Origin of the sequence: Occultella kanbiaonis (assembly GCF_009708215.1) — a bacterium.
Classification (GTDB): Bacteria; Actinomycetota; Actinomycetes; order Actinomycetales; family Beutenbergiaceae; genus Occultella; species Occultella kanbiaonis.
Genome location: NZ_CP046175.1, coordinates 4250562 through 4274438 on the forward strand (window position 1 = coordinate 4250562; position 23877 = coordinate 4274438).

A 23877-nucleotide genomic window follows, 5' to 3' on the forward strand; every position below is an offset into this window, starting at 1 on the left:
GTTCTAGCCGAAGTTCGACCCGAGCCAGCCGGCCCATCCGTCCTCGGTCAGCTCGACGTCTCCGATCTCGTCCGCCGTCTCGGTCAGGGAGTCCCCGGTCTCGAGGGCAGTGTCGGACAGCTCGAACACGTCGATGCCGAGCGAGTCGGCATAGGCGTAGACGCTGCCACTGAGGGCGTAGGCGCAACTGACGTCGTCGACGTCGTCGAAGTCCCGCGGCGACGGGAACGAGCCGTCCAGGTCCGCCACACAGCCCCGGAGCACCCGGCCGGTGTAGCTCAGCCGGGTGGCGTACGTGCCGTGCCCCTGGAACAGCGACTCGTTGTACGTTGCCCAGCCCTCGGTGACGATGGGCCCGGCGTAGGCCGCCCGGGGCACGTTGACCTCATGGATCGCGTGGATGAACTCGTGCGTGATCGTGTCCTGGGTGTCCGCGATCCCGTACGCCAGTCCGTTGGGTCCGACCGTGACGATGCCGCCGGCCGTGGCGTCCCAGCCACCGGAGGCGATGTCGTCCGGGACACCGGCGCTCGGGAACGGCCGCGACTGTGGGAACAGGGTGCCCGCGCGGTCCCCGGTCCAGCCGTCGATCTCGTCCGGGTTGATGAACCAGCTGTTGAAGCGGTCCATGTCATCGCTGTAGAAGGAGAGGAACCGCTGAGCGTTCGCGACCCCGGTCTCGCTCTCGTACCGGTCGACGACCCAGCGCGCACTCTCCTCGGCCGCCTCGGCGACGGAGTCGACCAGTTCCGACTCGTCCTCGTAGCCGGCCACCACCGAGTGCTCCGTGATCACGGCGTAGAGCGGCTCGAGGTCCCATGGCGCCGGGTCGTCCTCGACCTCCCAGCCCGTGATCAGCCCGCTCGCGCCGTCGTCGCTGACGGCGATCGTGGCGCGGTAGTCGTTCACCGGTGCGTAGGCGCGGCCGGCGTCCGGATGGTCGGAGTCGGCCGGGATGGTGGGCGAGCCCGCGGTCACCGCGCCGAGCTGGACGCTCTGGATGGCGGTGTTGTCCCGGTAGTTGGCGTTCTGCAGGCCCTGCATCGAGAACACGCCACGGCTCCAGCCGAGGACCTCCATGTTGTCCCACCACAGCGACAGCGGTGCGACGGCGTCGCCGCCCACGTAGCTGAAGAACAGTTCCCGGTCCCGCGTCGCGAGCGCGGCGTTCAGCTGTTCGCCCAGGTGGGTGCCGGTGAAGCGACCGTCGGGCTCGGTGTTCGGGCGGCCGTACCCGTCGTCGGTGGGCATCGTGTCCGGGTCGGGATCCGCCGTCGGGCCGGCGTTGCGGTCCTGGATGAAGACCAGCGAGGCGAGCACCACGAGGGCGACCACCAGGACGGCGCCGAGGGCCATCACCCAGCCGGGCAGCGGTCCGCCGCGCCGGCGCGGCGGCGGTGGTGCCTGCTGGGGGAACTGCGGCGCCGGGTAGGCGGGCATGTCGCGGTAGCGGTACCCGTAGGACGGTGTCGGGCCCTGGGGCTGTGCCGACGGCCTGGCTCCGCCCGGTGGCGACCAGCCTCCGGTCGCGGCGCCGGACGGGGCCGGTGCCGCCGACGGCGCTGCGACACGCCGAACGGGTTCCGGGAAGTGAGCGCCCGGCCGCGGCGCCGGCTGGGCCTGGACGTACGGGCTCGGCGGGCCCGGCGGGATCCACTGGGGCGGCGCTGACTTCTCGGGCGTGCCGGGCGTCGCCGCACCATCAGGATCGTGCGGACGAGCCGGATCGGGCCCGGGTGGCGGTGCCACGTGACTCATGGCGCGCCCCCTCTCGATTTCGGCTCCATCGAGGCCCTGATCGGCCGCAGCCAGCCTATCGCGACGGGTCGGTGGCACCGCTCGATCCGAGGTCTCAGGACATGGATCGAACTATCCATTGGCCACGAGAATGCGCCCGACAGGTATAATTGACCTTTTCCACCGCCCCGGTGCGGTCCGCAACGGCATCCAGCCCGGGCAAATGGAACTCTCGCCCGCCTGTGACCTGACCGTCGTGGTCACGCGCTGGGGCTCGAACGTAGATGAAGGAGGAACCGTGTCCGAAACCACGTGGCTTACGCAGGACAGTTACGACCGTCTCAAGGCCGAGTACGACCACCTCGTGGGCGAGGGACGGACCGAGATCGCCGACAAGATCGAGTCTGCCCGCGAAGAGGGAGACCTCAAGGAGAACGGCGGATACCACGCCGCTCGCGAGGAGCAGGCGAAGCAGGAGGCCCGCATCCGACAGCTCGACGAGCTGCTCCGCGGCGCCCAGGTCGGCGAAGCCCCGGCCGACGACGGCATCGTCGAGCCCGGCATGGTGGTCACGGCCACCGTCGGCGGCGAGAAGATGACCTTCCTCCTCGGATCCCGTGAGGTCGCCGGCGACACCGACCTCGACGTCTACTCCGCGAGCTCTCCCCTCGGCACGGCCATCCTCGGTCACAAGACGGGCGAGACCGTCGAGTACAAGACCCCGAACGGCACGACGGTCAAGGTCAAGATCACCAAGGCGAAGCCCTTCGCAGGCTGACCGCCCCGTCGGGCCCGGCCCGACGACGCCCCGCTGCCCGCTCGACCACCCGGTCCGGCGGGCAGCGGCGTCTGCGGCCTACCGCACCCGATAGCCGCGGTCGGTGAGCGAGCGGACCACGTCGGTGCAGTGCTCGGGCCCCTTGGTCTCACACTCGACCGCGATGTCCACCTCGTCCACGGCGAGTCCCGCCGCCGTGCGGACGTGCGCCACGTCCAGCACGTTCGCCCCGAGACCGGCCAGGTCCCGGAGCAGGCCGGCGAGGTTCCCGGGGGTGTCCGGCACGCGCACGTGCACCTGCAGGTAACGCCCGGCGGCCACCATCCCGTGCTGGAGCACCTTCATCAGCACCAGCGGGTCGATGTTGCCGCCGGAGAGGATCACCACGATCGGCCCCTCGTGCACGCCGGGCCGGGCGAGCAGGTCCGCCACGCCCGCGGCGCCCGAGGGCTCCACGACCAGCTTGGCCCGTTCGGCGAGCAGGAGCATCGCGCGGTTCAGGTCCTCCTCGCTGACCAGATCCACCTGCCGCACCTCACGGCGGACGATCTCGAGCGGGATCCTCCCGGGCTCGCCGATCGCGATCCCGTCGGCCATGGTCTTCATCGTGGCCAACGCGACCGGGTGCCCGGCGCTGATCGAGCCCGGGTACGCTGCCGCCCCCTCGGCCTGGACGCCCACCACCTCGATGTCGGTGCCGAGGATCTCGTGCAGTGCCGTCGCCACCCCGGCGAGCAGGCCGCCACCGCCGGTGGGCACCAGCACGGTGCGCACGGTCGGGACCTGCTCCGCGATCTCGAGGGCGATCGTGGCCTGGCCGGTCACGATGTCCTCGTGGTCGAACGGGTGGATGACCTCACGTCCGGTCCGTTCGGCCTCCGCGCGGGCCTCCTGGAGAGCCTCCCCCACGGTCGCGCCGTGCAGGCGAACCTCGGCCCCGTAACCGCGCGTCGCCGCCAGCTTCGGCAGAGCGGCCCCGACGGGCATGTAGATGGTCGCGGGGATGCCGAGCATCCGGGCAGCGAGGGCAACCCCCTGGGCGTGGTTGCCGGCACTCGCGGCGAGCACCCCGGCGGCCTTCTGCTCCGGGGACAGTCGGAGCATGCGGGTGTAGGCGCCGCGGATCTTGAACGAGCCACCCGTCTGCAGGTTCTCGCACTTGAGCCAGACCTCGGCGCCTGCGATCGCGCTCAGTGCCCCGCTGTACTGGATCGGGGTCCGCTGGATCACGCCCTCGAGCTCGGCGGCAGCAGCCCGGATCCTCGCGAGGTCGACGGTCACGCTCCCGTCCTCATGTCTTCGCCCTCACTTCTATCAGGTCCGGGTCGGCGGTGCCCGGGTGGTTCAGGTAGTTCATCACCGCGTTGACGACGGCGACGATCGGCACCGCGAACAGCGCCCCGACGATCCCGCCGATCAGTGTGCCGGTCGCGACCGCGAGCAGCACCGCGACCGGGTGCAGTTTGAGCGCCCGGCTCATCAGGACCGGCTGGAAGAAATGGCTCTCGAGCTGCTGCACCCCGAGCACGATCGCCAGCATGATCAGCGCTCGGAACGGTCCCTGGTCCACGAGGGCAACGGCAACGGCAACGGCGCCGGTGAGCACGGCGCCGATGATCGGGATGAACGAGCCGAGGAAGACCAGGATGCCGAGGGGCAGTGCCAGCGGCACCCCGAGGAGCCAGGCACCCAGGCCGATGCCGACCCCGTCGATGAACGCGACGACGATCTGGGTCCGCGCGTACACGCTCAGGCTGGTCCAGCCCCGCATCCCGGCGCCGGCGACCCGCTCCCGCGCGACCTTGGGGAACAGCCGGACGATCCAGCCCCAGATCGTGGTGCCCTCCTTGAGGAAGAAGAAGAGGCAGAACAGGGCGATCAGGGCACCGGCCAGCACGTGCCCGACGGACGTGGTCACCGACAACGCCCCGGACAGGATCGAGTCGATGTTCGTGGAGAGCTGTTGCTGCAGGGCATCGACGTAGGAGTTGATGGTCTCCTCGCTCAGCGCGAGGGGGCCCGAGCTCAGCCAGGCGATCCCAGTCTCGATCCCGTCCCAAGCGGTGTCGGCAAGGTCGGCGAACCCGCTGATCACCGACCTGCCCGCGAGCGTCAGCAGCCCCCCGAGGAACAGCACCACCAGCAGCAGGGTGGCGACCACCGCCAGCGTCCGCGGCAACCGGACCCGGTGACTCAGCCAGTTCGTGACCGGGGACAGCAGGGCGGTCAGCAGGGCGGCCACGAGAACCGGGATCGCGACGGTCTTGATCTGGACGAGGGCCACACCGACCAGCGCCACGGCAGCCACGATCACCACCAGGCGCCAGGACCACGCCGCAGCGGCGGTCACCGGCGGCGGTACCGGCCCCTGGTAGGTCTTGAGCACCGGCGCCCTCCGCTCGGGCTCATCGGTGGGGAGGTTCTGCCCATCGACGTCCTCCGGCACAACCGGGCTAGATTCAGGAACGTGCCCGACCTCAGGGTCTGCGGCACTGCCGCGGTCATCGTTCGACATGGTGTCCTTCCAAGGTTCCGGCCATCAGACTACGGCCCACCGGGGCCGGAACAGGTGACGTGAGCGCAGTGTTGTCAACTGTGCGCCGGATCGGCGCAGCGACGGAAACGAGGTACCACGGATGATCTTCGGAGCACGCATGCAAACGGCGATGGTCAGCCGCGAGGACGCGATGGAGGGCCACGAGCGTCCGCTCTACCAGGTCCCGGCGACCCACACGGTGCTCGGCACTCCGCTGCAGGGCCCCTGGCCCGAGGGCACTCGGACCGTCTTCCTGGCGATGGGGTGTTTCTGGGGTGCGGAACGGATCTTCTGGCGTCTGCCCGGCGTCGTGACCACCGCGGCCGGCTACATGGGCGGCTACTCACCCAACCCCACCTACGACGAGGTGTGCACCGGCCGTACCGGGCACACCGAGGCGGTCATCGTCGCCTACGACCCGAAGCAGATCTCCCTGGAACGGATCCTGGCCGAGTTCTGGGAGAACCACGACCCGACCCAGGGCAACCGCCAGGGCAACGACGTGGGCACCCAGTACCGCTCGGCGATCTACTGGAGCGACCCGGCCGATGCGGCACTGGTGCGCGCCAGCCGGGAGGCGTTCAACACCGTGGTCCGCGAGCACGGCTTCGGCGACATCACCACCGAACTCGCCCCGGCCGCGGACGCGGGCACCTTCTACTACGCCGAGGGCTACCACCAGCAGTACCTCGACAAGAACCCCGGTGGCTACTGCAACCACGGCCCGAACGGGATGAGCTGCCCGATCGGGATCCTGAGCCAGGACCAGGTACCGGCCCAGACCGACATCGTGCCGCCGTCGGCGTCCTGATCCGAGCGAGCGCCGCCCGTGCCGGCGATAGCCCGGACGGCGCGGCGGGTCGCCATGCAGATGTCCGGTCCAGGGCGCAGCGACCGGCTACTGTGGCGCCGAACGCTCTTCGACGAGGAAAGGCCAGACGTGGCAGACTCCCCCCATTCGGACCGGGTGCTGAAGTTCTCATCGGCGCCGTCACTCGAGGCCCTGCCGGAGGCGATCGACGTCGCTGCGGCGACCCCTCCGAACCCGCCGCAGGAGATCCAGCAGAAGTTCGTCGGCCTCTCCTACGAAGCCGCCTACAGCGAGGCCGAGACGTTCGTGAAGGTCGTCGACCAGATGGCCACGAAGCACACCGGATCCGGTGTCGCCGACGCGAAGCGCATCATCGACTTCGGCTCGGGCTGGGGCCGCATCTCCCGGTTCCTGCTCGCGAAGACCGAGCCGACGCACATCCACGCCCTCGACGTGGATCCGGAGATGACCACGCTGGTGAACGTGACGCTGCCCGGCATCAACGCGATGACGGTCGACCCGTTCCCACCCACGGTCCTCGGGCGGGGAAGGTTCGACCTCGCCGTGGCGTTCAGTGTGTTCTCGCACCTGTCCGGCCCCGCGCACGAGGCGTGGGCGAAGGAGTTCGCGCGCGTGGTGCGGCCGGGCGGGGTCGTGGCGATCACGGTCCTGGACGACCAGTTCATGGGTCAGGTCGCCGGTGCCCGGGCGGCCGTGGAGGCGGGCGAGGCCGACGACTTCGCGGCGTCGCTGGCGACGACGTTCGAGGATGTCGACGCCGCGCGCGCAGGCTTCGACCGGGGCGAGATCCAGTTCGCCGGCAGCGGCGGCGGCGAGGTTCGCACCGGCGACTACTACGGCTGGGCAGCGGCGCCCGTCGAGTACGTCAAGCGGGTCTGGGGTTCGGCCGGCTTCTCGATCGTGGAGTGGGTGCCCGCGAACGTCCTGTTCCCGCAGGCCCTGGTGATTCTCGTCCGTGGCGAGGACGCGGCGGACGGCGCCGCCGAGCCGGCCAGGAACCACTCCACGCCCGGCGCGGTCCCGGTGACCCGCCGCATCCGCTCACAGGTCGGGCGAGTGCTGCGTCGTCTCGGTCTGCGCAAGTAGCCAGCTACACGAGAACGGGGCCGCCCGGACCATCTGGTCCGGGCGGCCCCGTTCGGCGTTCGCGTCGTCGATGCCGTCAGGAGGCGCCGATGATGTCCACGACGAACACGAGGGTGTCGGTGCCCTTGATTCCGGCGCGCGGCATGCCGTTCGGGCCATACCCCTCGTGCGGGGGGATCGAGACGAGCACCCGGGAGCCGATCGGCTGGCCGACGAGGGAGTTGTCCCACCCGGCGATCACGGCGCCGACGCCGATCGGGAACTGGATCGAGGAGCCGCGGTCGTAGGAGTTGTCGAAGATGCCGCCGCCCCAGATCTGGCCGAGGTAGTTGACGTCGATCGTCTGACCGGCCTCGACGAGAGCGCCGTCACCCTGGCTGATGACCTGGACGGCCAGATCGGCGGGCGCCGCGTTCTCGGGGAAGCTCAGTGCCGGCTTGTCGCCGAACGAACCAGTAGCCGTGGGCAGGGAAGTCATGGATCCTCTTCTCGGATTCGGTGTCAGTGATCAGTGCCAGCCTAAACGCCCGACGGCGGACCTCGCCCCGGGCGATCGCCTCACCCGAGCAGGTCGGCGAGCCAGCGCAGCTGCGCTGCGACCTGGAACCCGGCGCCACCCTCGTGGCCGTTGTAGCCGTACACCTCGATCTGCTTCGAGACGGCCGCCGGCACCCCCGTGCCCGTGCCGTAGGCGTTGTAGGCCGCGTACACGGTCGACGGCGGGCACACCGGGTCCATCAGCGCGACCGAGTACAGGGCCGGTGCCTGCGCGCGCTTGGCGAGGTTCACGCCGTCGAAGTAGGAGAGCGTCTCCCAGACCCGGTCCACGGACAGCCGGTGGACGGCGAGGTAGTTGGTGATCTCCGCATACGGCAGGTTCGCCGTGATCTCGACGGCGCGGCGGAAGTACTGCAGGAACGGTACGTCGACCATCGCGCCGGCGACGTCCGGGACCAGGGCCGCGGCCGCCGTCGCGATGCCGCCACCCTGGCTGCCGCCGGAGACGATCACGCGGTCCGGGTCGACCCCGGGCAGCGCGCGTGCCGCGTCGACGGCGCGGGCGGCATCGGTGAACACGCGCCGGTAGTAGTACTGGGCCGGGTCCGCGATGCCGCGGGTCAGGTAGCCGGTCGCCGCCGGGTCGCTTCCGACCGGGTCCGGGGTGTCTCCGCCGTTGCCGGAGTAGCCCTGGCCACGGGTGTCCATCTTCAGGTAGGCGTACCCCGCGGAGGGCAGCAGGGACTGCTCGTGGGGCAGCCCACGCCCACCGCTGTAGCCGATGTAGTTGACGACGATCGGCAGCGCGTCGGTGACGCCCGCGGGGCGGGCGTACCAGGCCTTGATCGGGTGTCCGGCGAAACCCGGGAAGGTGACGTCGAAGACGTCCACGTGGGTGAGCCCGGAGTCCACCTCGGTGACCACGACGGGGGTGGTGTGGGTCCGGGCCTCGGCAAGGGTGCCGGACCAGAACTCGTCGAAGTCTGCCGGTTCGGCGACGTCGGGACGGTAGTCGATGAGCTGCGCGTGCGGCAGGTCGAAGAGCGGCATGCGCTTACCGTAGCGGTGCACACGGCACCGGCGGTGACGACAACGGCGCGCCACCCCACGAGGGGTGACGCGCCGGTGACGGGCTACGCCGGGCTGGACCGGATCAGTTGCTGCCGCGCAGGATCGCGAGGATCCGCAGGAACTCCAGGTACAGCCAGACCAGGGTGATCGTGATCCCGAAGGCTGCGGACCAGGCCATCTTGGCCGGGGCGCCGTTCTGGATGCCCTTGCTGATCGAGTCGAAGTCCCAGATGAGGTTCATCGCGGCCAGACCGACTGCGAACAGACCGATGATCAGGCCGAGCGGGATCCCGAAGACCTCCTGGCTGCGCAGGCCGAATCCGTCCATGCCGCCGAACACCATGAGGCCGAGGTTGACCAGGGAGAACACGAGGTACGAGGCGCCGGCGATGAGCAGGAAGCGGGTGAACTTCGGGGTGACCCGCACCTTGCCGCTCTTGAACAGCGCGAGCGTCACCGCGAACGTCACGAACGTCGCGAGGACCGCCTGGATGACGATGCCGGGCCACATGGTCTCGAAGACACCCGAGATCATGCCGAGGAAGGCGCCCTCGAACGCGGCGTAGCCGATGATCAGCGCCGGGCTCGGTTCGCGCTTGAACGCGTTCACGAGGCCGAGCACGAATCCGCCGATGAGGCCGATGAACATGACCGGCATGCGCATCTCGAGCGGAACGGCGAACCAGGCCAGGACCGCGACGCCGATGACGACCGCCAGTACCCCGCCCGTCTTCATGATCACGTCGTCGTAGGTGAGCCGACCGGTCTGCGCCGGGCCGGCGTCGGGACCGTAGTAGGACTGCTCGACGGACGCGAACTGCGGGTCGTAGCCCTGGGTCGCCGTCGCACCGTAGGGCTGTGCGTTCGGCTGGCCGTAGCCGGGCTGAGCCTGCTGCCCGTACGGGTTCACCGGCGGGTAGCTCGGCTTGCTCTTGCCGAACTCCGCGGAGTTCGTGAAGAAGGGATTTGCCATTCAATGCCTCCGAAGGTCGCGCCGCCCCGGCCACCTTCGCGGCCGGCCCGACGTGCATGGGCCGTCATGTCCCATCCTAGGGGCACGTACCCGGCGGACCGGCTAGTGATCCAAGAGATGGTTCCACACCGTAGAACGCCCGCGTGCCCGCGCGTGTTCCCGAACGCCACACCCCGATCGGCGATCTCCGCCGATCGGATGAGGCTCTCACCCGAGTGGGCGAGAGGAGATCGCGCGAAGATCCGTCTGACGCAGGTGGGCGTGGCCCGCGCGAGGTCCTAGCGTTGAGCCCAGCACCCCAAACCGTCGACCCGGAAGCGAGGCTGGCCCGATGATCGAGGCCCACGGCCTGACCAAGAAATACGGTGACAAAGTCGCCGTCAACGATATCTCCTTCACCGTCAACCCCGGTCGCGTGACCGGGTTCCTCGGGCCGAACGGCGCCGGGAAGTCCACCACCATGCGGATGATCGTCGGTCTCGACCGGCCCACCCACGGCTCGGTGACCGTCAACGGCAAGCCCTACGTCCAGCACCGGGCACCGCTGCGCGAGGTCGGGGCACTGCTCGAGGCGAAGGCCGTGCACTCCGGCCGCAGCGCGACCAATCACCTGCGCGGCCTGGCCGCGACCCACGGCATCTCCAAGGCCCGGGTGCACGAGGTCATCGACATGACCGGCCTGGCCGCCGTGGCCGGCAAGCGGGTGGGTGGCTTCTCCCTCGGGATGGGCCAGCGGCTCGGGATCGCCGCGGCGATGCTCGGCGACCCGCGCACCCTGATCCTGGACGAGCCGGTCAACGGTCTCGACCCCGAGGGCGTGAAGTGGGTGCGCACCATGGTGCGCTACCTGGCCGACGAGGGCCGGACCGTGTTCCTGTCCTCGCACCTGATGAGCGAGATGGCGATCACCGCCGACGAGCTCATCGTGATCGGACGGGGCCGGATCATCACCACCGGCGCCGTCCAGGACGTCATCGACGCCGTGACGAAGTCGAGCGTGCGGGTTCGCTCGCCGCAGGCCGAGGACCTCGTGGCCCGGTTGCAGGGCGCTGACGTGACCGTCACCTCCCTTGAGCCGTCGCTGTTGAAGGTGGACGGACTCTCGGCCGAGCAGATCGGCGAGGCAGCCGCCGCGGGCGGGTTCGTGCTGCACGAGCTCACACCGATGCGGGCCTCGCTCGAGGAGGCCTACATGACCCTGACCGCAGACGACGTGGAGTACCACTCCCACGGCGCCGGCGAGGAGACCGCACCCGCCGTCGTCGCCGAGACCGAAGGGGCGAACCGATGACCGCCGCCACCGCCACCGCGCCCGTGAGCCCAACCGACGCGAACGGCTACCACCTGAGCTTCGGGCGCGTCCTGCGCTCGGAGTGGATCAAGTTCATCAGCCTCAGGTCCACCGTTTGGGTGGCGGTCGCAACCGTCGCGGTCATGGTCGGCTTCAGCCTGCTGATGGGCTTCGGGATGACTCAGATCGTCCAGAATCCCGAGAGCATGGGAGGGGAAGCCAGTCTCGGAGGCACGGGCACCGTGATCGGCACCAGCGTCGCCACGACCGGCTACGCGTTCGGCCAGATCGTGGTCGCGGTGCTGGGCGTGCTGATCATTACCGGTGAGTACTCGACCGGGCAGATCAAGTCCACGCTCACTGCGGTACCGACCCGGCTGCCGGTCCTTGCTGCCAAGGGCGCGATCGTCGCCTTCACCTCCTTCGTGCTCGGCGCAGTCGGGGTTGCGGTCTCGGTGCTGGTCACCACACCGATGCTCTCCACGTACGACCTTCAGGTGGACCTGAGCGATTCGGCCAGCCAACTGAGCCTGCTCGGCGTGCCGCTGTACATGACGGCCATCGCGCTGTTCGCGTTCGGGGTCGGCACCCTGCTGCGGCACGCGGCCGCCGGAATCGCGAGCGTCCTGGGGATGCTGCTGCTGCTGCCGATCCTCGGCTCGATCCAGATCCAGCTGATCCAGGACATCGCCCCGTATCTGCTGGGCACGGCCGGCGCACGCATCATCGAGGGTGAGCAGCTCGGTGCGGTGCTGACCCCGTGGGCCGGCTTCGGGGTCCTCATGATCTGGGTGGTCGCCGCGCTGACGGCCGCCGCAGTGCTCCTGCGTCGGAGGGACGCCTGAGCACTCAACCAGAGGAGGCGCCGGCGGGAGATCTCCCGCCGGCGCCTCCGGCTGTGCCCGCACCCACCGGCGGGCGAGCCTCCCGTCGGATCGGCGCGGACCAGGCCGAGGTTCCGTTCTCGGAACTGCATGCCCGCCGGCTCGGACCGATCCGTCGCTACTTCGCGGGACACCCGGTGGCCATGGATCGCGTGGTCGTGGCCTGGTTCCTGGTTCCCGCCCTCGTCTCGGCGTTCTTCGTCGATTCGGACGGGATCCTCCTGGCCGTACTCGCCGTGCTCGCCGGGGTCGCCCTGTTCTGGCGGCGGCACGCCCCGCTGCGGGTCCTGGCCGCGCTGACCACCCTCTCGGTGATCGCGATCGGCGCGACCGGCTCCAGCGGCGGGTTCGAGCTCGCACTCGCGTTCGCCATCTACGCCGTCGCCACCCGCTACCCACCACGGATCGCCTGGCTCGCGCTGATCTCGGCGAACGCCGCAGTCGCCGCGGCGCTGCTGATCTGGGGGCAGCTGACCAGCATTGACCCCGAGCTCACACCGCTCGCGAACGCGCTCGCCGGCATCGTGGTGACCGCCGGGTTCACCCTGGTGGCCCTCGCGATCGGCACCAGCGTCGGCAACCGCCGCGACCACGTGCAGCGCCTGATCGATCGCGCGAACCAGCTGGCCCTCGAGCGGGATCAGCGCGAACTGCTCGCGGCGGCCACCGAACGCGCCCGGATCGCCCGGGAGATGCATGACGTCGTCGCACACAGCCTGTCCGTCATGATCGCCCTGGCCGACGGCGCCGGAGCGAGCCTGACCCGGTCCCCCGATCGCAGCGCGGAAGCCCTTCGGGAACTGTCCGGCACCGGCCGGGCCGCCCTGGCGGACATGCGGCGCATCCTCGGTGTGCTGCGGGAGGACCCGGCCGAGCGCGCGGTGCCCGGACCGACCGGCTCGACAGGGCCGGCAGGGTCGAACACCGCCGACGCCGCCGGATCCGGTGGCGACGCCGCTGCCCTGCCGATGGCCCCGCAGCCGGGCGCGCCGGCACTGAGCGACCTCGTCGCCAGGTTCCGGGCCACCGGGCTGCCGGTACACCTGACCTTCACCGGTCCCGCGCTGCCAGATGACGCCGGGCTGCAGCTGACGGTCTACCGGATCGTCCAGGAGGGGCTGACGAACGTGCTCCGGCACGCCCCGGGAGCGTCCTACATCTCGGTCACGATCGCGCGCCGCGACAACGCGGTCACCGTCAGCGTGCGCAATGATGCTGGGAGCGGGCAGACCGGGCCCGCCGGCAGCGGCAAGGGCCTGGTCGGGATGCGGGAGCGGGCCGCCGTGTACGACGGGACCATCGAGGCCGGCCCCGATGCCGGCGGTTGGCGGCTGCGCGCCGTGCTGCACTTCGAACGGAAGGAGGAGGATTCATGACGGGGATCTCGGTGCTGCTGGTCGACGACCAGTCGCTGCTGCGGATGGGGTTCCGCCTCGTCCTCGAGGCGGAGGATGACATCACCGTCGTCGGGGAGGCCTCCGACGGCGCCGCCGGGGTCAGCATGACGCACTCGCTGCGCCCGGACGTGGTGCTGATGGACGTCCGGATGCCCGGCGTGAACGGGATCGAGGCGACCGCGTCCATCGTCGCCGAGCAGCCGGACACGAAGGTGATCATTCTCACCACGTTCGATCTCGACGAGTACGCGTTCGCGGGCCTGCGGGCCGGAGCCAGCGGGTTCCTGCTCAAGGACACCGAACCGGCCGAGCTCGTCGGCGCGATCCGCACCGTGGCCTCCGGGGACGCCGTCGTCTCCCCCAGGATCACGCGGCGAATGCTGGAGATGTTCGCCACCCAGATGCCGGAGGGCGCTTCCGGCGAAGCCTCCGGCGTGGCCGGGCAAGGCGCGGACGGGCCGCTCTCCGACCTGACCCACCGCGAGCACGAGGTGCTCCTGGCCATCGCGGAGGGCCTGTCGAACGGCGAAATCGCCGAACGACTGTTCGTGTCCGAGGCGACAGTAAAGACGCATGTAGGTAAAGTGCTGGCGAAACTGGGGCTACGCGATCGCGTCCAGGCCGTGGTCTACGCCTACGAGACCGGTCTGATTCGTCCCGCCTGATCCGTAACCGAGTGGCAGTGAAGGAAGGACATCGATGAGTGAGGAGTCCCGGCGGGGACCGGTGGGCGTGCGCGAGGCCGGGCCTGAGGATTCCGAGTTCCTGGTGGACATGCTTCTCGAGGCGTTCAATTGGCGGGGCGAGGAGCGGTTCACCCGCAAGCAGATCCTGAAGGACAAGTCGACCTCGCTGTATGTGGCCGGCTGGCAGCGCGCGGGGGACATCGGCGTGATCGCCGTCGACCTCGCCGGCCCGAGCGGACTCCAGATCCCGATCGGTGCCGCGTGGCTGCGCCAGTTCCCGGCCCGCAACCCCGGCTACGGGTTCGTCGCCGAGGACGTGCCGGAGCTGTCGATGGCGGTGGTGCCGCACCAGCGCGGCCGCGGCATCGGCACCGGTCTGGTCCGCTCGCTGATGACCAAGGCCCGCGACCAGGGCATCCGCAGGATCAGCCTGAGCGTCGAGGACGGCAACCCCGCGCTGCGGCTGTACTCCTCGCTCGGCTTCACCGAGGTCGGACGCAACGGCGACGCGACCACCATGGTGGCCACGCTCGACTCCTCGACTCAGGTCGTCGGGAAGTAGACCACCCGCAGGTCCCGGCCGAGGACGACCTCGAACCGGCCGAGGACCTGGTTGGACTCCCCGACGAGGTACACGACGTGTGTGCCGCCCGCCCGTTCCTGCGGCAGCTCGAGCACGTAGTACCTGCCCGTCGCGCGGGCCACCGACGCGAACACGGCGAGCTCGGTGTCGCTCGCGTTGACACCACCGCTGAGCTGCTCGAGCGCCTCCCACTCCTCGTTCAGCGCGAGGCGCAGGAACCGGTCCACAGCCCCGGTGGGTGAGTTCAGCCCGATCCCCGAGTCGCGCACGATGTCGGTGCCGTCGCGCGCGACGGCCCACACCGCCGTCAGGCCGTCGTCACCCCAGCCGATCAGGAACTCGGCCTCGGCCTCGCGGGTGGCACCGCCGCGCTGGGTGATCGTGGTGACGAGGTCGACGGCGGCAACCGGTCGGGAGTTCTCCTCACCGACGACCGTGGTGCCGGTGATCTCGACGCTCACGCCTGTCGGCGTGGTCGGGGACTGCGTCGCCAGGCGCACGAGCTCGGCGCTGGTCGCGGCAGCGAACGCCTCCACCTGGTCGCCCAGCCCCAGGGCCTGATCCAGCTCCGCGACGGCGACCGTCGGGGTCGCGCCCGCCGAGATGATCGTGGTGGCGTCGTCGCCGGAGACCAGGAACGCTCCGTACAGCTCCGCGAGCAGGGTCTGCAGGTCGGCCGTGGCCCCATCCGGGTCGACGGCGGGGGTCGGCTCCGGGCCGAGCGCGGTGGTCGGCGAGTTGGCACAGCCGGCCAGCGCCGCCAGCAGGAGTGCGGCGACGCACGCCATCGAGGAGCGCCTGAGGCCCATCGGTGTTCTCCCCCATATGATCGGACGCGTCATCGACGGACACGCGAGCCCAATCTAGCCGGTCCGCCGCACGGTTCGAACTGACATGAGTCCCCGGGGGAGGTACATGACCGAGCAGCGCATCCAGCCGCCGCCCGAGATCTCCGGCTATGTCTACAAGTACCCGATCGGGCACGGCGGGTTCTCGGACGTGTACCTGTACCAGCAGCTGATGCCGCGACGGGACGTGGCGATCAAGGTGCTCCGCACGGACGCTCTGACCGACGCGAGCAGGCGCCAGTTCAGCGCCGAGGCGAACCTGATGGCCCGGTTGTCCAACCACACCAACATCGCCTCGATCTACTCCTCGGACGTGGACGGCGACGGCCAGCCCTACCTGGTGATGGAATACTGCTCGGGCGGCAGCCTCGGCGAGCACTACCGGAACTTCCCGTTGTCCGTGAAGGACGTGCTCACGCTCGGCGTGCGGCTGAGCAGTGCGCTCGAGGCGGCGCACCGCGCCGGGATCGTGCACCGCGACGTCAAGCCGGCGAACATCCTGCTCACGGAGTACGGCGTGCCGGTGCTGTCCGACTTCGGCATCTCCACGATCGACGAGGACTTCCCGGACGCCACGATCGCCCGGGCCCAGGTGTACGCGACGGTCGCGGCGGGGGCCAAGGACATCGACACCTCGGACTCCATCGGGCTGAGCCTGCCGTGGGCGGCACCGGAGACGCTCGCCGAGCCGCCGACGTCCGACACCCGGTCAGACCGGTACTCGCTGGCCGCCACGCTGTACTCGCTGCTCGAAGGCCGGTCCCCGCACGAGGTGCCGGGCGGTCCGAACGGCGCCTCCCACCTGACCGGGCGGATCCACACCGGTTTCGTCGCCCAGATGCAACGTTCCGACGTGCCCCCTTCGCTGCGGGCGCTGCTCCGACGGGGGCTGTCCTACGACCCGGACGCCCGGTTCGACAGTTCCATCGCGATGGCCCAGGCGCTGCAGGACGTGCAACGCGAGCTGGGATTCGAGGTCACCCCGCTCGAGGTGCCGAAGGGGGCCGCCCCGGCCCCCGAACCGCCGGATCCGGGCGAGACCCGGGTGCGCCCACGGGCCGCGCACGAGGTGGTGCGGATGCCCGTGCCGGAGGGCCACCAGACCCTCGCGCCCGGTGAGGTGCTGCCCGATCCGTATCAAGCCGCGGCTGTCGGCCCGCTTCCGTCGAGTCCTGCGACACCGCCGGCGCCCACCGCAGGCGCGGCGTCGGCGCCGTCGGCACCCGCCGCGGCACCGCCATCGGCCGCCCCGCCCACGGCGCCCTACGGCTACGGCGCCCCCGGTGCCACCCCGCCGGCACAACGCGAGCCCTACCGACAACAACCCGCACCGGCCCGCCCGAACCCGGCCCCCGCCGTCGGCCCCAACGCCCCGAACCACGGCGCACCGCAGGCCGCCCCACCCCAGGGCGGGCCAGGACACGGCGCGTACCCGAACGGGTCCGGCCGGCCGACGAGCCAGTACCGGGCGCCCGGCGCGCCGGACGCACCGCCCGACCCCGGCAGCTACGCCGTCTCCGCCCCGTGGCAGGGCGCGACCGGGCAGTCGTTCGGGCAATCGTCGGGCGGCTACGTGGGCGGGTTCGTCGGCACCCCGAGCCGCGGGCGCGGCCGGGCCGTCCTGATCGTCATCGGCATCGTCCTGGTCATCGCCGCCATCAGCTTCGCCGCCTGGCGGCTGTCGCGCCCACCGGCGAACTACGACGGCCGGGCCATCGACAATGTCGAGGTCACGCCCAACAATGGCGGCGCGTACGTCGTGACGGTGCCCTCGGGCCTCGCCGATCCCGAGGACGTCGAGTTCCGCGTCATCGATCCCGGCGCCGGCGACCCGGTCGGCGCAGGCGACGACGTGACGATCTCGACGGACTACTCGGGCTGGTACGACCAGATCGAGATCACTCTCAACCCGACCGAGACGCTCTCCTACGGCGCCGAGGTCACCATGCCGCGCGACGACCTCATCGACGCCGTCGGCGACGACGTGCCGGACCTGCGCGAGGGCATGATCCTGCTGGTCGCAGCGCCTGAGGCGTACTTCGTCAACGTGGCCCCGCAGCTCGAGGTGAACTCGAGCTCGGCCCAGCTGGTGCTCATCCTGATCGTCGAGCCCTGAGCGTGCCCCCACAGGGACTCGAACCCTGACTGTGCCGATTTTAAGTCGGCTGCCTCTGCCGATTGGGCTATGGGGGCCGGCGACACCCGCGAGTCTAACGGCGCACTCGCGGGGTTCCCGGGCCCGCCCGCGGCCCTACTTGCCGGCCTGGGGCCGCTTGCCCGAGCTGGCCGCCGCGGCCTGGAACGCCTCGCGCGGGGTCTGCAGGCTGCCGAGGGCGACCGTCTCACGGCTGAACACCAGGGCCATCGTCCAGTCCAGGACGATGCGGGCCTTGCGGTTCACGGTCGGCATCGCCCACATGTGGTAGGTCCGGTGCATGAACCAGGCGACCGGTCCACGGAACTTGATGCCGAAGATCTGCGCGACGCCCTTGTAGAGACCGAGCGAGGCGACCGTGCCGATGTTCTTGTGCGAGTACTCCTCGAGCGGCTCGCCGGTGAGGTACCGGACGATGTTGTCGCCGAGGTGGCGGGACTGGCGGACGGCGTGCTGAGCCGTCGGCGCGCAGAACTTGCCGGGTTCACCGGTCGAGAGGTCGGGCACCGCGGCGTTGTCGCCCGCGGTCCAGGCACCCTCGACGACGGTGCCGTCGACGTCCGCGACCTGCAGGGTGGGCAGCGCACGCACCCGGCCGGCCTCGTCGAGCGGGAGGTCGGAGCTGGTCAGGACCGGGTTCGCCTTCACACCAGCGGTCCAGACGAGCGTGTCCGAGTCGAACTCGTCCCCGTCGGAACACACGATGTGGTTGTCGACGGCGGAGTTCAGGAACGTGTTGATCTTGATCTCGATGCCTCGCCGGCGCAGCTGCTCCAGGGCGTAGCCGCCGAGCTCCTCGCCGAGCTCGGGCAGGATCCGGTGGGCGCCCTCGATCAGCACGAACCGCACGTCCTGCATCCGGATCGAGTCGAAGTCCTTGACGGCCTGGCGGACCATGTCCTCGACCTCGGCGATCGCCTCGATCCCCGCGAAGCCACCACCCACGAACGTGAACGTGAGCATCCGCTTGCGGGCCTCGGGGTCCCAGGTGGACGCGGCGACGTCGAGCTTGTTCAGGACCCGGTTGCGCAGCGCGATCGCTTCCTCGATCTGCTTGAATCCGATCCCGTTCTCGGCCAGACCGGGGATCGGCAGCACCCGGGCGACGGCGCCGAGAGCCACGACCACCTGGTCGTAGGAGATGTCGTACGGCTCACCCTCGGTCGGGTTGATGGTGGCGCGCCGGTTCGCGTGGTCCAGCGCGGCCACGGACCCGGACAGCAGGGTGCTGCCGCGCAGCAGGCGCCGGTGCGGTGCGACGACGTGGCGCGGCTCCAGCGAGCCGGCGGCGGCCTCCGGCAGGAACGGCTGGTAGGTCATGTACGGGCGCGGGTCCACCATGACGATGGCGGCCTCGCGGCGTCCGAGTCGCTTGCGGATCTGCATCGCCGTGTACAGGCCCACGTAGCCGCCGCCCAGGATGAGGATCCTGGGGACCTTACGGGTGCGGCCGGCCGCGGACGTGAACGTGGGCATGGTGGCGCTCATAAGGTCAACCTTAGAGCGGATGGGGCCCGTCGGCGGTGTGTGATTGCGCACCACCGAGCCCGTCGCGGCAGCGGGCCAGCACGTCGTCGAGCATCGCCTCGGTGAGCCGTCCGGTGAAGGTGTTCTGTTGGGAGACGTGATAGCTGCCGACGACGGCGAGCTCGCGGGTGGCCGGAGTGGTGACCGGCACCGTGACCCCGTGCCCGAAGCCGGGCCGCGGCCTCGGGATGCCCCAGCCGAGATCGGACAGCGCCGCGAACGTGGCCTGCCAGGCGATCCCGCCGAGGGCGAGGATCGCGGTGAGTCCGTCGGACAGCAGGTCGAGCTCGCGGTGCAGCCAGGGCGCGCACGCGTGCTTCTCGCCGGGTGTCGGCTTGTTGTCCGGCGGGGCGCAGCGCACCGTCGCGACCATCCGCGCCCCGTGCAGCTCGAGCCCGTCCCCTGCCGCGACCGACGCCGGCTGGGTCGCGTAGCCGGCCCGGTGCAGCGCCGCGAAGATCCAGTCGCCGGACCGGTCCCCGGTGAACATGCGCCCGGTGCGGTTCGCCCCGTGAGCGGCGGGCGCCAGGCCCACGATCAGGAGGGTGGCCTCGGGATCCCCGAAACTCGCGGCGGGACGCCCCCAGTACGGCTGGTCCGCGAACGCCCGGCGTTTCGTGCGGGCCACGTCCTCGCGCCAGGAGACCAGCCGCGGGCAGGCCGAGCAGACGCTGCAACGGGCGTCGACCTGGGCCAGCGTGGCGCGCTCGGCGAGCCGTACGACGTCAGCGGGAGTGCGCGCTCGCGGGGTGCGCGAGGACGCCGGATCACCGGGCCACCCGGAGCCCGGCGGGACCGGGGAGGCGAAGGGCTCGCCCGTGACCGGGTGGGGCAGCACCTCCCCCGGTCCCACGGCGCTCAGGCCTCCGGATCGGTGACGTCCGCGACCCGGGCGCCGAGAACGCGGATGGCGTCGTCGCCGTCGACCGTCGCGGCCACTCCGAAGGCGCCACCGCCGATCGAGATCTGCCGGCCTGCGACCCGGTCATCGGCGATCACCGGCCATGCGGTGCTGGCTCCGAACGGCGTGATCGTGCCGCGCTCGTACCCCGTGACCTCGAGGGCCCTGGTGGCGTCCGGCATGGAGAGCCGGTTCACGCCGAGCAGGGTCCGCAACTTCGGCCATGAGATGGTCCGATCCCCCGGTACCAGGACGAACAGGTAGTCATCGGAGGCCCGGCGGACCACCATGGTCTTGACGATGTCCCCCGGCTCCACACCGCGGGCCGCGGCCGCCTCGGCGAGCGAACCGACCCGTCCGTGGGTGGTCACCGTGAACGGGATGCCGGACGCCTCGAGCGCGTCGATCGCCGGCGTGCGAGGGGGATCGGTCATCCGCTCACTGTAGCCACGGACTCAGACGAGCATGCTCACCGGCTCCTCGACGACCCGCGTGAACGCCGCGAGCCACTGCGCTGCCAGTGCGCCGTCGGCGATCCGGTGGTCCGCGGACAATGTGCAGGTCATCACCGTGGCCACCGCGAGGGCACCGTCGGTGACGACCGGCCGCTGCTCGGCGACGCCGACGGCGAGGATCCCCGCGTGCGGCGGGTTGATGATCGCCGCGAACTCCCGCACGCCGTAGCTGCCGAGGTTGGAGACGGTGAACGAGCCGCCCTCGAGCTCGTCCTGGCGCAGGCGGCGCTCGCGGGCCCGGGTGGCGAGGTCGGCGATCGCGGCGCTGAGCTCACGCAGGCGCATCCGCTCCACGCCCCGGATCACCGGCGTGTACAGCCCGTGGTCGGTGGAGACGGCGACGGCGATGTCCGCCCCGGTGAACCTGCGCACGGCGTCGTCGGTCCAGATGGCGTTCAGGTCCGGCACTCGTTCGTGCGCGGCGGCGACCGCTCGGACCACGAGGTCGTTCACGGAGACCCGCCGTCCGCCGTCGGCGTTGATCCGACGGCGCAGGTCCAGCAGGGCGTCGACGCGGACCTCCGCGGTCAGGTAGTAGTGCGGCGCGGTCGCCTTGGACTGCGTCAGGCGGCGGGCGATGGCGCGCCGCAACTGGGTGTGCGGCACGTCGGTGAAGGCGGCGGCTTTCGCCGACCGGTCCTGCCCGACGGCGGTCGCCGGCTGATCCCGGACGGTGTCCGTCGTGTCCGTCGTGTCCGTCGTGTCCGTCGTGTCCGTCGTGTCCGTGGTGTCCGTGCTGGCCGTGGCACCTGCCGGGCTCGCGGCGGCCTCGACGTCGCGGCGCACGATGCGCCCGCGCGGCCCGGAGCCGCGCAATGAGGCCAGGTCGAGGCCTCGGTCCCGAGCCAGCTTGCGGGCGAGCGGGCTCGCGAAGATCCGTCCGACCCGAACGGCGGGCGCGTCCGCAGCCGAGGCATCGCCGCGCGCGTCCGGCGCGGCACCCGACCCGCCATCCGCGGCGACCCGACCACCCGGGTCAGTTCCGCCGTCGGGCCCCGGGGCACCGTCCGACCCACCACCCGCGGCGACGCCACCACCCGGGCCCGCTCCGCCGTCGGGCGTCGGGTGATCCTGGCCCACCTGAGCGAGGAACGCCTCGAGCACGGCGGCGTCCTCGGCGGGGGCGAGCAGCACCGCGATGGGTGCGCCGACGTCGACTGTCGCGCCGGCGGCCACGAGCCGGCGCCCGAGCACGCCGTCGGACTCGGCCTGGAACTCCACCACGGCCTTCTCGGTCTCGATCTCGGCGAGCGGCTGGCCGACGCGCACGCTCGCGCCCTCCGCGACGAGCCAGGTCGCCAGTACCCCCTCGGTGGCGTTCGCGAGGACCTCCGGCATCCGCACGATGGTGGGCATCGTTCACACCTCCATCGTCGCGACGCGCTCGAGGGCGGCGAGCACCTCGTCGGTGCGGGCGATCGCGGCACGTTCGAGGACCTTGGAGATGCTCGGGGACGCCTCCGACCCGTGCACGCGCTGCACGGGCTGGTCGAGCCAGTCGAAGAACCGCCGGTTGATCTCGTCCGAGAGCCACCCGCCGTAGGATGTGCCGACCGCGCCCTGCTCGACGATCAGCACCGCGTTCGTCTTGCGGATCGATTCGCCGACCGTCTCCCAGTCCAGGCTGGCCCGGTCGAGCCAGCGCAGGTCGATCACCTCGGCGTCGATGCCGTGCCGCTCGACCGCCTCGAGCGCGTGGTTGACCATGCTCAGATAGCTCAGCACGGTGAGCGCACCACCCTGCCTGCGCACGGACGCCCGGCCGAGCTCGATGCGGTAGTCGAGGTCGTCGACGGGCACCGGGCCGGTGGTCGGGTACAGGTCCACGTGCTCCAGGACGAGCACCGGGTCATCCAGCGCGAGCGCGGTGTTCATCAGGCCGATGTAGTCGAACGGGGTGGACGGCGCCACGATCCGCCAGCCGGGGCTGGTCGCGAAGATCCCGGCCGGGTCCATCGAGTGCTGGGAGCCGTAGCCGCTGCCCGCGGCGACCTTCGTGCGTAGCACCAGTGGCACTGCGCTGGTGCCGCCGAACATGTGCCGGGCCTTGCCGATCTGGTTGAAGACCTGATCGGCCGCCACCCACATGAAGTCCGGGTACATGAACTCGACCACCGGGCGGAACCGGCCGTCAAGGGCGATGCCGCCGCCGAGCCCGGCGAACGCGTTCTCCGAGATCGGGGTGCCCAGGATCCGGCCCGGGAACCGCGCGGGCAGACCCTTGGTGACCCCGTTCGTGCCGCCGGCGAGCTTGTGCACGTCCTCGCCGAGCACCACGTACCGCTCGTCGGTCTCCATGCGGCGACCCATGACGGCGGCCGCGCATTCGACGAGGCTGCGCTCGGCGAGTTCCCCGGTGTACTCGGCCGGCTCCAGCGTGCGACCACCCTCGAGCTCACGGGCATCGCCGCGGACCCCGACGTCCACGAAGGTGCGCTCCGGCCACAGCCCGGGCCGGATCCGGCGGCTGCCGGGCTTGCCGTCCGGGTCCTCCTCGAGCAGTTCGGCGGCGACCTCGGCCATCACCCCGGTGGCCTGTGCGCGCACCGCCGCGTCGTCGGTGAGCAGGCCGCGCGAGGTCATCTCGGAGGCCACGCGCGCGAGCGGGTCCCGCGAGCGCCAAGCGGCCTCCTCGTCCTTGCTGCGGTAGCCGAACGCGCTGCCCGGGTAGGGCCCGTTCTGGTGGAAGAACCGGTAGACCTCGGCCTCGATCACGGCCGGTCCGTTGCCCGCGCGCAGGTGCGCTAGGGCCTGCGCGGTGGCGAGGTGCACGGCGAGCGGGTCCATCCCGTCCACCCGCCAGGCGGGGATCCCGAAGCCGGGACCGCGCCCGGACAGCCGCGGCTCGCCGGTGGCTTCGGCCACGCTCGTCGAGACCGCGTAGAGGTTGTTCTCGATGAAGAAGCACAGCGGCAGGTCCCACGCCGCGGTGAGGTTCATCGACTCCAGCACCGACCCGATGTTGACGGCCCCGTCGCCGAAGTAGGAGAACGTCACGTCGTCGGTTCCGGCGTGCCGCTGCGCCCAGGCGTTGCCCGCGGCGAGCGGCACTCCCCCGCCGACGATCGCGTTCGTGCCGAGCGCACCGGCCTCGTGCCACTGCAGGTGCATCGACCCCCCGCGGCCGCTGCAGAAGCCGGGTGCGAGGCCGAGGATCTCCGCGAGCGTGCGGCTCAGCACGGTGCGGAGGTCGGCGCTGACGAGCCCGGCGAGGTCGAGGCTCGGGCTGACGTGCGAGATCGCCTTCGCGAGGAACTGATGGTGGCCACGGTGGGACCCGTTGACGCCGTCCGAGGAGCGCAGCCCGACGATGGATCCGACCGCACCGCCCTCCTGCCCGATGCTGGAGTGCGCCGGGCCATGCACGAGGCCCGCGCCGGCGAGTTCCAGCACGGTCTCCTCGAACGCACGGATCAGGTGCAGCTGGCCGAGCATCGTCGCGAGCAGCGCCGGGTCCGCCTCGTCCCAGTCCTGCGGCGTGCTCCGCACCTCGACCCACGGGACCGAGGCGGTGAGCGTTGTGACCTGCGGCATCGCAGTTCTCCTTCGACGGTGGCGTGGAACGAGTGGACCGCCCTC

21 protein-coding genes and 1 tRNA gene are annotated in these 23877 nt (G+C 71.0%); 9 read left to right on the top strand and 13 right to left on the bottom strand.

Annotated elements, in window-relative coordinates; genetic code table 11:
- Positions 1 to 3: 3 nt before the first annotated feature.
- Positions 4 to 1758, bottom strand: coding sequence for a hypothetical protein (locus GKS42_RS19540; RefSeq protein ID WP_154795342.1), 1755 nt, complete (start codon positions 1756 to 1758; stop codon positions 4 to 6).
- A gap of 277 nt (positions 1759 to 2035) precedes the next feature.
- On the opposite strand from GKS42_RS19540, the gene greA reads away from it, so the two are divergent.
- On the top strand, positions 2036 to 2515 hold the full coding sequence (gene greA, locus GKS42_RS19545; RefSeq protein ID WP_232847756.1) for a transcription elongation factor GreA: 480 nt from the start codon (positions 2036 to 2038) through the stop codon (positions 2513 to 2515).
- Positions 2516 to 2593: 78 nt separating this feature from the next.
- Here greA and ilvA read toward each other — a convergent pair whose 3' ends face one another.
- Together ilvA and GKS42_RS19555 are read right to left on the bottom strand one after the other, a co-directional pair.
- The gene (ilvA, locus tag GKS42_RS19550) at positions 2594 to 3796 is read right to left on the bottom strand and encodes a threonine ammonia-lyase (RefSeq protein WP_154795343.1); all 1203 of its coding nucleotides are present in this window, start codon (positions 3794 to 3796) and stop codon (positions 2594 to 2596) included.
- Positions 3797 to 3806: 10 nt separating this feature from the next.
- Entirely contained in the window at positions 3807 to 5030 is a 1224-nt protein-coding gene (locus tag GKS42_RS19555) for an AI-2E family transporter (RefSeq protein WP_154795344.1), read from the bottom strand.
- A gap of 139 nt (positions 5031 to 5169) precedes the next feature.
- On the opposite strand from GKS42_RS19555, the gene msrA reads away from it, so the two are divergent.
- On the top strand, positions 5170 to 5862 hold the full coding sequence (gene msrA / locus GKS42_RS19560) for a peptide-methionine (S)-S-oxide reductase MsrA (RefSeq protein ID WP_232847757.1): 693 nt from the start codon (positions 5170 to 5172) through the stop codon (positions 5860 to 5862).
- Positions 5863 to 5991: 129 nt separating this feature from the next.
- The gene (locus GKS42_RS19565; RefSeq protein ID WP_168217907.1) at positions 5992 to 6969 is read left to right on the top strand and encodes a class I SAM-dependent methyltransferase; all 978 of its coding nucleotides are present in this window, start codon (positions 5992 to 5994) and stop codon (positions 6967 to 6969) included.
- Positions 6970 to 7045: 76 nt separating this feature from the next.
- On the opposite strand, the gene GKS42_RS19570 is transcribed toward GKS42_RS19565, so the two are convergent.
- From GKS42_RS19570 to GKS42_RS19580, 3 genes are all read right to left on the bottom strand, one after another.
- Positions 7046 to 7447, bottom strand: a complete 402-nt coding sequence (locus GKS42_RS19570) for an FKBP-type peptidyl-prolyl cis-trans isomerase (RefSeq protein WP_154795346.1) — start codon at positions 7445 to 7447, stop codon at positions 7046 to 7048.
- 80 nt (positions 7448 to 7527) lie between these two features.
- Entirely contained in the window at positions 7528 to 8517 is a 990-nt protein-coding gene (locus tag GKS42_RS19575; RefSeq protein WP_154795347.1) for an acetylxylan esterase, read from the bottom strand.
- 103 nt (positions 8518 to 8620) lie between these two features.
- Positions 8621 to 9511 carry a Bax inhibitor-1/YccA family protein gene (locus tag GKS42_RS19580; RefSeq protein WP_154795348.1) on the bottom strand — a complete coding sequence of 297 codons (891 nt, stop codon included), beginning with the start codon at positions 9509 to 9511 and terminating at the stop codon, positions 8621 to 8623.
- Positions 9512 to 9842: 331 nt separating this feature from the next.
- Between GKS42_RS19580 and GKS42_RS19585 the strand changes: the two genes are divergently transcribed.
- The 5 genes from GKS42_RS19585 to GKS42_RS19605 are packed head-to-tail and all read left to right on the top strand — an operon-like array spanning position 9843 to position 14331.
- Positions 9843 to 10802, top strand: coding sequence for an ABC transporter ATP-binding protein (locus GKS42_RS19585; RefSeq protein WP_154795349.1), 960 nt, complete (start codon positions 9843 to 9845; stop codon positions 10800 to 10802).
- Positions 10799 to 11647 (top strand): ABC transporter permease, encoded by an 849-nt coding sequence (locus GKS42_RS19590; protein WP_154795350.1) that lies wholly within the window; start codon positions 10799 to 10801, stop codon positions 11645 to 11647. Before GKS42_RS19585 ends, GKS42_RS19590 begins: the two co-directional genes overlap by 4 nt.
- Before the next feature lie 53 nt (positions 11648 to 11700).
- Entirely contained in the window at positions 11701 to 13062 is a 1362-nt protein-coding gene (locus tag GKS42_RS19595) for a sensor histidine kinase (RefSeq protein ID WP_154795351.1), read from the top strand.
- A complete protein-coding gene (locus tag GKS42_RS19600; protein ID WP_154795352.1) occupies positions 13059 to 13748 on the top strand; it encodes a response regulator in 690 nt (229 codons plus the stop codon). Before GKS42_RS19595 ends, GKS42_RS19600 begins: the two co-directional genes overlap by 4 nt.
- A 34-nt stretch (positions 13749 to 13782) precedes the next feature.
- Positions 13783 to 14331, top strand: a complete 549-nt coding sequence (locus GKS42_RS19605; protein ID WP_154795353.1) for a GNAT family N-acetyltransferase — start codon at positions 13783 to 13785, stop codon at positions 14329 to 14331.
- On the opposite strand, the gene GKS42_RS19610 is transcribed toward GKS42_RS19605, so the two are convergent.
- Positions 14313 to 15161 (bottom strand): hypothetical protein, encoded by an 849-nt coding sequence (locus GKS42_RS19610; protein ID WP_154795354.1) that lies wholly within the window; start codon positions 15159 to 15161, stop codon positions 14313 to 14315. The two genes, GKS42_RS19605 and GKS42_RS19610, sit on opposite strands and share 19 nt — an antisense overlap.
- Before the next feature lie 106 nt (positions 15162 to 15267).
- Between GKS42_RS19610 and GKS42_RS19615 the strand changes: the two genes are divergently transcribed.
- Positions 15268 to 17316 carry a serine/threonine-protein kinase gene (locus GKS42_RS19615; protein WP_168217908.1) on the top strand — a complete coding sequence of 683 codons (2049 nt, stop codon included), beginning with the start codon at positions 15268 to 15270 and terminating at the stop codon, positions 17314 to 17316.
- Positions 17317 to 17319: 3 nt separating this feature from the next.
- On the opposite strand, the gene GKS42_RS19620 is transcribed toward GKS42_RS19615, so the two are convergent.
- The 6 genes from GKS42_RS19620 to GKS42_RS19645 form a co-directional block, all read right to left on the bottom strand.
- A tRNA-Leu gene (locus tag GKS42_RS19620) sits at positions 17320 to 17393 on the bottom strand.
- A 58-nt stretch (positions 17394 to 17451) separates the two neighbouring features.
- Positions 17452 to 18843, bottom strand: a complete 1392-nt coding sequence (locus GKS42_RS19625) for an NAD(P)/FAD-dependent oxidoreductase (RefSeq protein ID WP_154795356.1) — start codon at positions 18841 to 18843, stop codon at positions 17452 to 17454.
- 10 nt (positions 18844 to 18853) lie between these two features.
- Entirely contained in the window at positions 18854 to 19735 is an 882-nt protein-coding gene (locus GKS42_RS19630) for a uracil-DNA glycosylase (protein WP_290368031.1), read from the bottom strand.
- A 5-nt stretch (positions 19736 to 19740) separates the two neighbouring features.
- Positions 19741 to 20217, bottom strand: a complete 477-nt coding sequence (locus tag GKS42_RS19635; RefSeq protein WP_154795357.1) for an aminoacyl-tRNA deacylase — start codon at positions 20215 to 20217, stop codon at positions 19741 to 19743.
- A 21-nt stretch (positions 20218 to 20238) separates the two neighbouring features.
- Positions 20239 to 21654: a dihydrolipoamide acetyltransferase family protein gene (locus GKS42_RS19640; protein ID WP_154795358.1), complete on the bottom strand. Its 1416-nt coding sequence runs from the start codon at positions 21652 to 21654 to the stop codon at positions 20239 to 20241.
- 3 nt (positions 21655 to 21657) lie between these two features.
- A complete protein-coding gene (locus GKS42_RS19645) occupies positions 21658 to 23832 on the bottom strand; it encodes an alpha-ketoacid dehydrogenase subunit alpha/beta (RefSeq protein WP_154795359.1) in 2175 nt (724 codons plus the stop codon).
- Between the last annotated feature and the right edge of the window lie 45 nt (positions 23833 to 23877).